The 12923-nt window shown below is 61.6% G+C and carries 11 protein-coding genes, 1 tRNA gene and 1 pseudogene; 11 read left to right on the forward strand and 2 right to left on the reverse strand.

What is annotated here, in order from left to right; genetic code table 11:
- Window positions 1–215 precede the first annotated feature (215 nt).
- The 4 genes from WHZ77_RS02840 to WHZ77_RS02855 all read left to right on the forward strand — a co-directional run bounded on the left by WHZ77_RS02840 (window position 216) and on the right by WHZ77_RS02855 (window position 4227).
- Window positions 216–1379 carry a mandelate racemase/muconate lactonizing enzyme family protein gene (locus WHZ77_RS02840; RefSeq protein ID WP_375312295.1) on the forward strand — a complete coding sequence of 388 codons (1164 nt, stop codon included), beginning with the start codon at window positions 216–218 and terminating at the stop codon, window positions 1377–1379.
- A gap of 179 nt (window positions 1380–1558) precedes the next feature.
- The gene (locus tag WHZ77_RS02845) at window positions 1559–1981 is read left to right on the forward strand and encodes an MgtC/SapB family protein (RefSeq protein ID WP_375312296.1); all 423 of its coding nucleotides are present in this window, start codon (window positions 1559–1561) and stop codon (window positions 1979–1981) included.
- A 194-nt stretch (window positions 1982–2175) separates the two neighbouring features.
- Window positions 2176–2688: a Crp/Fnr family transcriptional regulator gene (locus tag WHZ77_RS02850; protein WP_375312297.1), complete on the forward strand. Its 513-nt coding sequence runs from the start codon at window positions 2176–2178 to the stop codon at window positions 2686–2688.
- A 99-nt stretch (window positions 2689–2787) separates the two neighbouring features.
- Window positions 2788–4227 (forward strand): IS1182 family transposase, encoded by a 1440-nt coding sequence (locus WHZ77_RS02855; RefSeq protein ID WP_375311387.1) that lies wholly within the window; start codon window positions 2788–2790, stop codon window positions 4225–4227.
- Between the two features lie 104 nt (window positions 4228–4331).
- On the opposite strand, the gene WHZ77_RS02860 is transcribed toward WHZ77_RS02855, so the two are convergent.
- A complete protein-coding gene (locus WHZ77_RS02860; protein WP_375312298.1) occupies window positions 4332–4847 on the reverse strand; it encodes a bleomycin resistance protein in 516 nt (171 codons plus the stop codon).
- A 122-nt stretch (window positions 4848–4969) separates the two neighbouring features.
- On the opposite strand from WHZ77_RS02860, the pseudogene WHZ77_RS02865 reads away from it, so the two are divergent.
- The 5 genes and pseudogenes from WHZ77_RS02865 to WHZ77_RS02885 all read left to right on the forward strand — a co-directional run.
- Window positions 4970–5236: pseudogene (locus WHZ77_RS02865) on the forward strand (transposase); the annotation flags it as partial.
- Between the two features lie 169 nt (window positions 5237–5405).
- A complete protein-coding gene (locus WHZ77_RS02870) occupies window positions 5406–5555 on the forward strand; it encodes a cytochrome c peroxidase (RefSeq protein WP_375312299.1) in 150 nt (49 codons plus the stop codon).
- Between the two features lie 233 nt (window positions 5556–5788).
- Window positions 5789–7696, forward strand: a complete 1908-nt coding sequence (locus WHZ77_RS02875) for an ATP-binding protein (protein ID WP_375312300.1) — start codon at window positions 5789–5791, stop codon at window positions 7694–7696.
- 171 nt (window positions 7697–7867) lie between these two features.
- Window positions 7868–8332: a cupin domain-containing protein gene (locus WHZ77_RS02880; RefSeq protein WP_375312301.1), complete on the forward strand. Its 465-nt coding sequence runs from the start codon at window positions 7868–7870 to the stop codon at window positions 8330–8332.
- Window positions 8333–8342: 10 nt separating this feature from the next.
- Window positions 8343–9629 carry an MgtC/SapB family protein gene (locus tag WHZ77_RS02885; RefSeq protein ID WP_375312302.1) on the forward strand — a complete coding sequence of 429 codons (1287 nt, stop codon included), beginning with the start codon at window positions 8343–8345 and terminating at the stop codon, window positions 9627–9629.
- Window positions 9630–10447: 818 nt separating this feature from the next.
- Here the strand turns inward: WHZ77_RS02885 and WHZ77_RS02890 are convergent.
- Window positions 10448–10522: transfer RNA gene (locus WHZ77_RS02890), tRNA-Thr, on the reverse strand.
- Between the two features lie 329 nt (window positions 10523–10851).
- Between WHZ77_RS02890 and WHZ77_RS02895 the strand changes: the two genes are divergently transcribed.
- A complete protein-coding gene (locus WHZ77_RS02895) occupies window positions 10852–11052 on the forward strand; it encodes a hypothetical protein (RefSeq protein ID WP_375312303.1) in 201 nt (66 codons plus the stop codon).
- Between the two features lie 27 nt (window positions 11053–11079).
- Window positions 11080–12798: an FAD-dependent oxidoreductase gene (locus WHZ77_RS02900; protein ID WP_375312304.1), complete on the forward strand. Its 1719-nt coding sequence runs from the start codon at window positions 11080–11082 to the stop codon at window positions 12796–12798.
- Window positions 12799–12923: the final 125 nt, after the last annotated feature.

The raw sequence follows: 12923 nt of genomic DNA on the forward strand, positions 1-12923 counted from the left end.
GTCCGGATGGAGGGCGTTGGAGCGCGGACTTCACATGTAGGCGCCGGCTATCAAAATGGTAGTGCATCTGGCCCATGCCATCCGAAATCAGGCTGAGGACCGCTGGAGCCTCGAATCGAAGATGTTCCGGATCCTTCCTGGAAAGAAGATGAATGACAGCGCCTGCGTGGCCGCGATAGACAATGCAGCCTTATCACGAAGCCAGGAGACCCCCCATGCGCATCGTCGACGTCCGCGAGATCACCAAGCCGATCGCGTCCCCGATCAGGAACGCCTATATCGACTTCTCGAAGATGACGGCGAGCCTCGTCGCCGTCGTCACCGACGTCGAGCGCGACGGCCGGCGCGTGGTTGGTTACGGCTTCAACTCCAACGGCCGCTACGGCCAGGGCGGGCTGATCCGCGAGCGGTTCCGCAATCGCATCCTCGAAGCCGATCCCAACAGCGTCCTCAACGAGGCCGGCGACAATCTCGATCCGCACAAGCTCTGGGCGGCGATGATGAGCAACGAGAAGCCCGGCGGCCACGGCGAGCGCTCGGTTGCGGTCGGCACGCTCGACATGGCGATCTGGGACGCCGCGGCCAAGATCGCGAGAAAGCCGCTGTTCCGCCTGCTTGCCGAGCAGAAGGGGCTTGAGGCCAATCCGCGCGTGTTCGTCTATGCGGCCGGTGGCTACTATTATCCCGGCAAGGACAACACCGCGCTGCGCGCCGAGATGCGCGGCTATCTCGATCGCGGCTACAACGTCGTCAAGATGAAGATCGGCGGCGCTTCCCTCGACGACGATCAGCGCCGCATCGAGGCGGTGCTGTCCGAGATCGGGTCGCAGGCGCAGCTCGCCGTCGACGCGAACGGCCGCTTTGATCTGGAGACCGGCATCGCCTATGCGAAGATGCTCCGGCAATATCCGCTGTTCTGGTACGAGGAGGTCGGCGATCCCCTCGATTACGCACTTCAGGCCGCGCTCTCGGAATTCTATCCCGGCCCGATGGCCACCGGCGAGAACCTGTTCTCGCATCAGGATGCGCGCAACCTCCTGCGCTACGGCGGCATGCGGCCGGACCGCGACTGGCTGCAGTTCGACTGCGCGCTGTCCTATGGCCTGGTCGAATATCTGCGCACCCTCGACGTGCTGCATCAGTTCGGCTGGTCGCCCTCGCGCTGCATCCCGCACGGCGGCCACCAGATGTCGCTCAACATCGCCGCGGGCCTCGGCCTCGGCGGCAATGAGAGCTATCCCGATCTGTTCCAGCCCTATGGCGGCTTCCCTGACGGCGTGAAGGTCGAAGCCGGCCACATCGTCATGCCCGAGCTTCCAGGGATCGGCTTCGAGGGCAAGTCGGACCTGATCAAGGTGATGCGGGAGTTGGCGGAGTAGGGACGCGTAGGGCGGGTTAGCCTTGGGGGTTGCGCGAAGCGCAAACCGCAAGGCGTAACCCACCCTACAACGCCCGAACTGACGCATGCGGCAAATCCGCCCGTCCTGAAACCATCCGCAGCCCGTCCGCGTTGCAGGCCGGCTTGATTTTGGTGGCTGCTTTGGTTCGGGGATTTGCTTTGGACAGATTCAACATCGGCGTTCATGTCGTCGCGCTGGCGGCAGCGTTTGCGCTCGCCGTCCCGATCGGGTGGGACCGTGAGAAGCGGGCGCGAAGCGCGGGCCTGCGCACCTTTCCGCTGGTCGCGCTGGCAAGCTGCGGCTTCGTGCAGGCCAGCGAAAGCCTGCTGGTGCATTCGCCTGACGGCATGGCCAAGGTGATCGAGGGCCTCATCACCGGCATCGGCTTCATCGGCGGCGGTGCGATCCTCAAGCAAGGCAATTCGGTGCAGGGCACCGCGACGGCCGCAAGCCTGTGGGCCACCGGCGCCATCGGCGTCTCCGTCGGGCTCGGTGCCTACGACGTCGCGGTGACGGTCGCGGTGTTCACATTTCTGACTCTTCGCTTGCTGACGCTGGCCAAGGAAGAGGCTGACCTCTGACCGCATGTTCAGCGAGCGCAGGATCGGTAGAGCGAAAAGCGAAACCCATCGCTCTTGTGGAATTAGTGGGTCTCGCTTGCGCTGACCCCATCCTACGAGACTCCTGCTGGCCCTCTTGTTCGAGCACATTGGGCGCTGTCAGTGCGACATCCGCTCTGCTTGCCGCAGATGGCGATGGAGCGTATCCTCGCGCGATGGTTGTCAGTGCCTCTGATATGAAAGCGTTCCTGCTCGCGACGCCGTTCTTCGGCGGTCTCCCGGACCCAAGTCTCGACCTGCTGATTTCGATGCTGGTCGAGTGCCGCTTTGCCGGCGCGACCGTCGTAGCGGAAGACGAGCCGGGACGCTCGATGTTCATCGTCAAGTCCGGCCGGCTGGCGGTGAGCAAACGGGCGGATGCGGGGAGCGTCATTCCGATTTCCGTTCTGGAGCCCGGCGACTTCTTCGGCGAGATGACGCTGATCGAAATGCAAAACCGCTCCGCCACGGTGGTCGCGGAGAGCCCGACGGTGCTGTATGAGCTAACCGCCCAAAAGCTCTACGCCTGCTACAAGGCCGATATCCACGCCTACGTGATCGTCCTGCAGAATATCAACCGCGAGCTTTGCCGACGCTTGCGCCGGGCAGACGATCGGTTCGCTGGGCATCAGGTGGGTAAAGATGAGGCTCCTGCGGGTGAGTGCGCTGTAACTCCTGGCCCAATCTGACCGTAGCTCTCGCTCGCGCGATGTTCGCAAGTGACCCTGGCTGTGTGAAAACGCCATTGCGCTGCTATGATTCTCTCGATGATTCTCGGGAGAGAATTGATGAGGCGCTTCATTGAAGAGGCGGATCGTGGGCAGTCGACGCTGCTGCCCGAATGCCTCGATGATTTCATTGACGAAGGCAACCCGGTTCGCGTGATCGACGTGTTTGTCGATGCGCTCGATTTGGCGGAAATGGGCTTCGATGGGGTGGCCCCGGCGGCGACCGGACGGCCGTCGTACCATCCTTCGGTGCTCCTGAAGCTTTACATCTACGGTTATCTAAACCGGGTTCAGTCGAGCCGGCGGTTGGAGCGAGAGGCCGGCCGCAATGTCGAGGTGATGTGGTTGCTGGGCCGGCTCGTGCCTGATCACAAGACGATCGCGGACTTCCGCAAGGACAACAGCCTGGGGCTACGCAAGGTATGTGCGCGCTTCGTTGAGCTTTGTCGTGAGATGGGCCTTCTCGCGACGGCGAGTGTTGCCATCGATGGCAGCAAGTTCAAGGCCGTTAACAACCGGGACAGGAACTTCACGCGGGCAAAGGTGGAGCGGCGGCGTGCCCAACTGGAGGAGAGCGTCGCCCGCTATCTGAGCCAGCTTGACACCACCGACCGGCAGGAGCCGACCGAAGCGCTGGCCGCGAAGGTGACAAGGCTCAAGGAGAAGCTGGCGAAGGTGAAAGAGCAAATGGGCAAGCTTGCCGTCTACGAGAAGCAGATGCTGGCTTCGCCCGACCAGCAGATATCTCTGACAGATCCCGACAGCCGCTCGATGGCAACCAGCGGCCGCGGCTCGGGCGTCGTCGGCTACAACGTGCAGGTCGCTGTGGATACCGATCATCACCTGATCATTACCCATGAGGTGACGAACAGCGGCTCGGATCGGGCGCAACTCGCCAATATGGCCAGGCAGGCAAAGACTGTACTGCAGACCGAGACCCTCGAGGCCGTTGCCGACCGCGGCTACTTCAGCAGCCCGGAGATCCTTGCCTGCCACGAGGCCGGCATCACGGTAACCCTGCCCAAGCCGATGACTTCGGGCGCCAAGTCGGACGGACGCTTCGGCAAGCAGGACTTTGTCTATTTGCCGGAGGACGACGCCTATCGTTGTCCGGCCGGGGAGCGGTTGCCGTATCGCTATACAAACGAAGAAGCCGACAAGATGCTGCGGCGCTACTGGACCAACGCCTGCAAGAATTGTTCGATCAAAACCCAGTGCACGCCCGGGTCCGAGCGACGGATCACGCGATGGGAACACGAGCATCTGCTCGACGCCGTGCAGCAGCGGCTCGATGCGAACCCGCTCGCCATGCGACTACGTCGCGAGACCGTCGAGCATCCGTTCGGCACCATGAAGGCGCGCATGGGTGCGACCCACTTCCTGACCAAAACCCTCCCAAAAGTAGCCGCCGAAATGGCCCTCTCGGTTCTGGCCTACAATCTGACCCGGGTTATGAACATCGTTGGGACCAAGCCGTTGATGGCCGCGATCGTGGCCTGACGCCGAACCGGTCCGGCTTTCTCCCCGGCTTTCCCGGGATGGAGTTTTTACACGGCCAAGACCCTAGGCGCACAATCTCGAAGTGGGATTGCTGGGTCGAAAAGCTATCTTTTTCCCAAGTCTTGCGCGAAGCGCAGAAGGTAGCCGTCGGGGTCCTGCACCAAAAACTGCCTGTTGCCTCGCTCCTCACCGGCGATCCGATACCAGGCATCGTGACATTCCCTGTAGAGCGGCCATCCTGCATTTTTTAAAGCGTCGAGAAGTGGCGCGACGGAGCCGACAAAGATTTGGAAGTTGATACCGCGCCCCAGTGGTCGTTCTAAAACACCAGTTTGCCAATGACCACTGTGCTGTCTGAGCATGACCTGCGCACCCTGAAACTCCAAGTACACAAATCGACTTTCAGGCCGCTGATAAGCGATCCGGAAGCCGAGGATATCACACCAGAACGTTATGCTCCGATGCAGGTCAAACACGTCCAATTCCGGGACCAGGTGAGCAAAGCCGCCAGTGGGCAATCTATCTTCTGACACAGCCATAGCCTGCAAAGTCCTCGCTCGTTTTGTGCCCGCGGCAGATTTCGCAATTTCATATTGTGGATACGCAATCAAGGCGATCATCGCAGCGTTGGGGATGACGCTCCAGCATATAGACATAGGCGCGTGGACGCGGTGTCGGCTTATGGCCGATTCTGTTGAAAAAGGCGGCTGTTGCGGCGCAGATAGATCAGTGATTGAAGATCATGATGGGGTATCGGCAAGTCGATCAGGCCGCTTTGTTCTACGAGTTCTCGCTTGAGAAGCATGTTCCCACCGATCACCTGCTCACGTCGATCGATAGGTTTGTCGACCTTCAAGAGATCAAGCGAGACCTGGCAACCTTCTACAGCAGCATCGGTCGGCCATCGATCGATCCGGAGCTCATGATCCGGATGCTGCTGATCGGTTACTGCTTCGGCATCCGGTTAGAGCGGCGCCTGTGCGATGAGGTTCACCTTGATTTGGCTCATGATCAGATACGCCGTCGCATTGCTATCGTCAGTTGCCTCTTTGCATCCCCCGCTTTGGCACAGGACGATCTGCTGGCGAACGCGAAGCAGCAGTTCGAGCCGATCCCGACTGCTCCGCCAGATCTGCCGGCTAACGTGGCGACCCCCCGATAAGGTCGAACTCGGCAAGATGCTGTACTTCGACCCCAGGCTCTCTGCGAGTCATGCCATCAGTTGCAGCCCATGTCATAGCATCGGGTTCGGCGGTGCTGACGCCGAACCCACCACCGACGCTTGTGACCCACCTGAGACATTTGGCCAGCATCCCACGTTACAGTAGCGAAGGTCCCTTCCGGAGTCCTGCTTTGAACCGACACGATGGCCTTTTCTCAGCTTGAGGGCAGGCATGAGGCGGCAGAAATTTCCCGGTCCCCCACCTGGAGGCGTTGGTCCGGGTTCTCGTCGCAGGCCTTGACCCACATCAAAAAGAACCCGCCCGCCTTAGGCTCATATAGTCCCACGTTTCGCGGGCTGTCGCGCGGTTCGCCCAAAAGCTCTATCGGGGAAGAGTTCATGTCCGGGCGCGTACTTCCTGTCGAAAACCGTGGTCGATCCATACGGTTCTGGTTGGGATTGCTCCTCGTGATCTGCACGGTTCCGGCAATGGTGGTCGCCGGCTACCTGATCACCGACTCGTATATTGCGGCACGCGCCAATGCCGAACGCAATACTCTGGCCACGACACGCGCGCTGATGCAGGCGGTCGACGGCGAACTGCTCAGCGCCCAGTCGAGCTTGCGGGTGCTTGCAACGTCACCCTACCTCCAGTCCGGTGATCTTGCCGCCTTTCAAGAGCTTTCGCGCGAACTGCTGCAGGGGCTGGCAGGCCATGTAATTGGCTTGGCGGACCCGGCCGGACAACTCCTCGTCAGCACGATGGTACCCTACGGACAGTCGTTGCACAGGACCAGCATCCCAGGCATGGTCCGCACCGTCTTCGAGTCCGCCCGTCCTGCGATTTCCGATTTTTATATCGGAGCCACATCGAGACAGCCTCAAATCGCCGTCGGTGTGCCCGTGTTTCGGGACGGGAAGGTTGCGTATGCGCTTGTGATGGGCATCCTTCCCGCGACTCTTGCCGTAATCTTGGAGCGGCAGAAGATACCGGAGGGCTGGATCGTGGCGATCCTCGACACCGGCGGGACAATCGTCGCCCGGACCAAGGATCCGGAACTGTTCATCGGCCAGCAGGGAACGCCTGAATTCCAACGCCAAACCTCTAGGGCGCAGGAGGGCATATACGAGACCCCGACGCTGGAAGGCATCGCAGTCATCGGCGGATACCACCGGTCGTCGGTCACGGGCTGGATGATCGCATTCGGCGTTCCCAAGAGCGTCTTTACGACGGGTCTGCGATGGGCACTGATGATCCAGAGCGCTACAGCGGTCCTCGTGCTGTTGCTCGGCGCGTTGTTGGCGTCAAGCATCAGCAGGCGAATCGTCCGCTCGATCCGCGCGATGACTACTCCGGCGCTCGCGCTGGGACTGTCCAGGAAGATTGATGTCCCGATGGTCGAAATTCGAGAGGTGAACGAGCTAGGCCAAGCTCTGACAACGGCTTCCCAATTGATCAACCAGCGCGAGGTCGAGCGCGACGAGGCGCAGCACCAAAAAGCACAAATCGAGGAGTCGCTCCGGCGATCACAGAAGCTGGAAGCGCTTGGCCAGATGGCCGCCACCATGGCCCACGATTTCGGAAATCTGCTCACCCCGATCCTGGGAAACCTGGATATGCTCGAGAAGCGGATCGATGATCCCCGCTCGCGATTGCGTATCAATACTGCCCTGGCTAGTGCCAAACGGGGCCAGCAGCTCGTCCGCTCCCTTATGGCCTTCGCACGCCAGGAGCCGTCGGCAGTGACGATCATCGACGTCAATCAGGCGATCCTTGCCATGGAGGGAGTGCTGGAGCAGTCGCTGGGCACAATCGGCAAGCTGAGTTTCAACCTCGCAACGGAGGCTTGGCCCGCACGCGGCGACGCGAGCCAACTGGAGATGGCGATTATCAACCTGGTCGTCAATGCGCGCGATGCCATGACCGCGGAAGGCACTGTACAAATATCGACGATGAATCGGACGCTGCACGGCGAGCACAACAATCTCTCGGGCGATTACGTGGCAGTCGCGGTCTCCGACACAGGCTCGGGCATGCCGCCCGAAATCCTCGCGGTCGCATTCGAGCCCTTGTTCACGACCAAAGAGCCGGGCAAAGGCACCGGGCTCGGTCTCGCCAGCGTCTATAGGTTAGCCAAACAATGCGGCGGTGTCGCGGTGATCGAGAGCGAGCTCCGCAAGGGAACCACGGTCACGATCTATCTGCCGCGTGCGCGCAGAGACGCAACGACTGAAATCGGCGACTCTCGACTTGGCCATTCCGCCGACCAGGGATCTGGACACCCGGGGACGTCACAAACGAGCTAAGCTGAAAAGTGAATCATTTGAAGGGTGACGGAGCGAACCGTGGAGATGAGCCGACTCTCTGCGGACCTTCGCCTTCGGCTCCGTTGATCTGCCGCAATGGCTTCGCCGAAGACGCAGATTATCTACCCTCAGTTCGCGAATTATCGTGGCAGGGTCAGATTGGAGGCTAAAATGACAATCAAGGACATCGGCCCACAGCCGCAATCGTTCAACATTGAACACGCGACGAAGGAAAACACTGATTATCGCTCCGTCGCTTGGAGCGGGCGCTATCTGCAAGTGACGCTGATGTCGATCCCTGTCGGCGGGGATATTGGCCTTGAAGCACATACAGAGACGGATCAGTTCCTGCGCCTCGACGCCGGCCGTGGCCGGGTGCAGATGGGAGCCGCGAAAGACAAACTGACTTTTGAAAGGGAAGTAACGGACGGCTGGTGCGTCCTCGTTCCGTCGGGGACTTGGCACAATATCACCAATATAGGCACGACTCCGATGCAGGTCTATGCGATCTATGCGCCCGCTCATCACAAGCCCGGCAAGGTGCAGGCGACGGCGGCGGCGGCTGAGGCGGACAAAGACGACGAGCCGGCAACTTGGTCAGTGCAGCCAAAACGTGCGCCCGATAAACACGGGTGATGAAATCACGTTGACCACCCAGATCGAAACCGAGTCTCCTACAAACATAGTCTCACCCGTGATCCTCAACCTTGTCGTGGCACTTGGGATTGGCCTGCTGATCGGCGCCGAACGGGAACGCCGCAAAGGCGAGGGACCGGCGCGTTCTCCGGCGGGGATACGAACGTTCACTGTTGCGTCACTTGTCGGTGCGATCAGCCTCATCGTCGGATCCGAGGGGTTGCTTGCGGTCGCGACTGCCGGTGTCATCGCGTTGACCGCGATCGGTTATTGGCGAGGCACCAATGACGATCCCGGCTTGACGACGGAAATCGCCCTGATCCTGACCGTTCTACTGGGCGGGCTTTCAACGCAACAGCCGGCGCTGGCTGGCGGGCTCGCCGTTACTGCGGCCGTTCTGCTCGCCTCGCGAACCCGGCTTCACCGCTTTGTCCGCGCGGTCCTGACCGAAGAGGAACTCAATGACATCCTAATCTTCGCCGGTGCGACGCTTGTCGTCCTGCCGCTTGTTCCAGATCGTTCGATGGGGCCGTTCGGTGCGCTCAATCCGCATTCAATCTGGATTCTGGTAGTACTCGTCATGGCGATCAGCGGCGCCGGTTACATCGCAGTTCGCATGCTCGGGACCAGATTTGGCCTACCTATCGCGGGGCTCGCATCAGGGTTCATCTCAAGCACTGCTACAATAGCCGCAATGGGCACACGAGTTAGAGCTACGGCCGTTGTTATGACGGCCGCGGTTGCCGGTGCGGTACTATCGACGATTGCAACGATCGCGCAAATGGCGATTGTCCTCGGTGCCACAAGCTGGCCGACCCTCCGAGCTCTTTCCATTTCTCTCGCAAGCGCCGGCCTGATGGCAGTCATCTACGGGACAATTTTTACAGTTCGCGCGTTACGGCAGGAAGCCGGCGGCGGCGAGGCAGAAGGCGGGCGCGCTTTTAATCTCATTACCGCTCTCGTTTTCGCCCTGACCCTTTCCTGCATCATGGTTGCCTCGGCCGCGCTGCAGGAGTGGTTCGGCAAGAATGGCATTGTTCTGGCCGCCGCGCTTGCCGGCTTCGTCGATACGCATTCAGCAGCCATCTCGGTGGCTTCGCTCGTCGCATCAGGAAAGCTGACCGCGGCCGACGCAGTTCTGCCGATCCTGACCGCACTATCGACCAACACGATGAGCAAGCTGGTCCTTGCCAGCACCAGTGGTGGCGGCTCTTTTGCCGTCCGCGTGATCCCCGGATTGATATTGGTCGCGCTGGCGGCCTGGGTGGGCGCCCTCTCTGCCATGATCGGCCTCTGAGTTCTCAAGCCATTTGCTGTGTCATGAGCGTGGCATGTCTGTTCATGTCCCAAAGCGCCGGTTGAGGGACGTCCGCTATTCCGCCGCTGTCGAGCGTAGAGCAGAGATCAGCGCTGCCCGCTTGGGGCGCTTATGAGTAAAGCCATAATTGGCCTATCCGGGCCATCAACGTCCTCAGCCACTCAGGCCGGGGGCGCTTTTGCAATCCGGGGGATGGCGTTGATCACACGGGCCATGGCGAGCACAGACACGTCGCCATAGTCCTCGCCAGATGTTCGGGCCGCGTGGCCCTGAATGGCGTCGACGACACGCGGATCGAATCCAAGGTTACGACTGACTGACTGACTTGAGGCGGTGCCGCCATGCGTGATTCGGCTGGACCCGTTCGTCGGTTACCACCGTTCGAACAAAATCAAGAACACGTTTTTAGCTACTTCTCGCGAACAGCGGGCCGTCTCCCCGAGTCAGCTACGAAGCGCTTCGGTCAGATCGAACAACCGGCGAAGATGATCCAGAGCGTTGGCCTGTCGCGCCTCCGCAATAGTCCTGTCGGCCATCCCGAGGCTAAACGCTACGTCGCTTCCGATCGTCACCGTCCGGACGAATGGATAGTCGTCGGGTGTGCTGATGTTGAGCAACACGCGCTTGCCGCGTAGTCGATCGACGATCTTGGTGGGAACACGAATTCGGATTGGGGAACGGTCGAGCCGGCACGTTGGGACATTGAGAACTTCAGAGAAACCATTGGTCTGTGTGGCACTTTTGTGTGGTGCTCAGGACCGAAATTTCAATAAAATCAATGTTCCTAACAGGATGGATGGTGCTGCCAGACAGGATTGAACTGTCGACCTCTCCATTACCAATGGAGTGCTCTACCACTGAGCTACGGCAGCATGTGCTGGGATGAGAATCGGCCGCCACAGGGGGCCTACCAAGCGGGCCGATATCTGCCACAAGCCCCCCTCCTGTGCAAGCTTGCTGGCCCCGACCAAACGAGAAAATCGGGGTGATATCAGGTCCAAAACGCCCGTTTTGGCGCGAAACGACCGACTTTTGGCTGATTTTGCCGCTGATTTCGGTTCCGGTGTCCCCCGCCATCTGGCCAGTTGGCTGATGTCCCGGAGCTGGCCCATTTTGAGTTTCGCACGATCGGATTGGCGTGAGCCTCTTGAGCTGCCGCATTCCCTGGGCAAGTTATCGCGGATCGCTGTATGGACCCGTGATGGCTGACGAGAACGACAAGAGCGCGAGACCGGAATCGAGACAGGCGAGAGCGTCCCGGGACGATCGCCTGAAATTGGCGCTGCGCGAAAACCTGAAGCGGCGGAAGCTGCAGGCGCGTGAACGCTCCGCAGCCGACGGCCCCTCGCAGAACGACGATGATTCCCTAAATGAGGGGGCCGCCGGCAAAACCGGCGCTTGAAACCGGCAGCTGGAATTTTTGGAGTGCATGGACGTGGCAAGCGGGCAGGACTATTCGCAACGAGCTGACAGTGACGCGCAGATGGCGCGGTTCACCCGCCCCGAACAGACCTTTCCGACGCTGACATCGGCCGAGATCGAGCGGATGCGCCATTTCGGCGAGGTCCGCAGTTACGCTGACGGTGAGTGGCTGTTCGAGACCGGCAAGCCGGGGCCGGGCATGTTCGTCGTGCTGAAGGGCCATGTCGCCATCACCCAGCGCGACGGGCTCGGCAATGTCACCCCGCTGATTGATCAGGGGCCGGGGCAGTTTCTGGCCGAGCTCAGCCAGCTCTCCGGCCGGCCGGCGCTGGTCGACGGCCGCGCCGAAGGCGAGGTCGAGACGCTGTTGCTGCCGCCGGAGCGCCTGCGTGCGCTGCTGGTCGCCGAGGCCGAGCTCGGCGAGCGCATCATGCGCGCGCTGATCCTGCGCCGGGTCAATCTGCTCCAGGCCGGCGTTGGCGGTATCGTTCTGATTGGTCCTTCGCATTCGGCCGGCGTGGTGCGGCTGCAGAGCTTCCTCACCCGCAACGGCCAGCCGCATCATCTGCTCGATCCCGAGCGCGACCGCGACGCCGCCGACGTCATCGCACGTTATTCGCCCAAGCCGGAAGACTGGCCGCTGGTCGTAACCCCCGACGGTGCGGTGCTGCGCAATCCCGGCGAAACCGAAATCGCGCGCGCGATCGGCATGATCGGTGGCCCGCGCAACGACCGCATCTACGACGTCGCGATCGTCGGGTCCGGACCGGCGGGGCTCGCCACCGCGGTCTATGCCGCCTCGGAAGGACTTTCGGTCGCCGTGCTCGACACCCGCGCCTTCGGCGGCCAGGCCGGCGCCAGCGCGCGCATCGAGAACTATCTCGGCTTTCCGACCGGCATCTCCGGCCAGGCCCTCACCGCGCGCGCCTTCAACCAGGCGCAGAAATTCGGCGCCGACATCATGATCCCCGTCACGGTGAAGTCGCTCGACTGCACGCGCACGGACGGCGCGTTTTCAGTGGCGCTCGACGGCAGCGATCCCCTGCGCTCGCGCGCGGTGGTGGTCGCGAGCGGTGCGCGCTATCGCCGGCCGGAGATCGAGAACCTCGCCAAGTTCGAGGGGCGCGGCGTCTGGTACTGGGCGTCCCCGGTCGAGGCGAAGCTGTGCGCAGGCGAGGAAGTTGCCCTGGTCGGCGCCGGCAATTCGGCGGGGCAGGCGGCCGTGTTCCTGTCGGGTCACGCCAAGAAGGTGCTGATGATCATCCGCGGCGGCGGTCTCGGTGCCAGCATGTCGCGCTATCTCATCGAGCGCATCGAGGCGACGCCGAACATCGAGCTGCTGTTCAACACCGAGATATCATCGCTCGAGGGTGACGAGGCCTCGCTGCTGCGGCGCATCCGCTGGAAGAGCCGGCTGTCTGATGACGAGGATTTTGCCGACATCAGCAATCTCTTCCTGTTCGTCGGCGCCGATCCCGCCACCACCTGGCTCGACGGCTGCGGCGTTACGCTCGATCGCGGCGGCTTCGTCGTGACAGGCGCGCAGTCCGAGCAGAACCAGGGGCGACTCGTCGCGCCGCTCGAAACTTCAGTGCCCGGCGTCTACGCCGTCGGCGACGTCCGCTCCGGCTCGGTCAAGCGCGTCGGCGGCGCCATCGGCGAAGGCGCACAGGTCGTGGCTTCCCTGCACGGCTATCTCGGCGACGCCGCAAAGCCGGCGCTCTAGTCAAGAACAAGACAAGCAGATGGCAAGCGGATTTTGGCTTGCCATCTTGCCGCTTGATGCAGACTATCCCCCTCATCCTGAGGAGCCGCGACAGCGGCGTCTCGAAGGATCGAGGCCCAGCTGCA

The sequence above is a fragment of the Bradyrhizobium sp. A5 genome (assembly GCF_042076515.1).
GTDB lineage: Bacteria > Pseudomonadota > Alphaproteobacteria > Rhizobiales > Xanthobacteraceae > Bradyrhizobium > Bradyrhizobium cosmicum.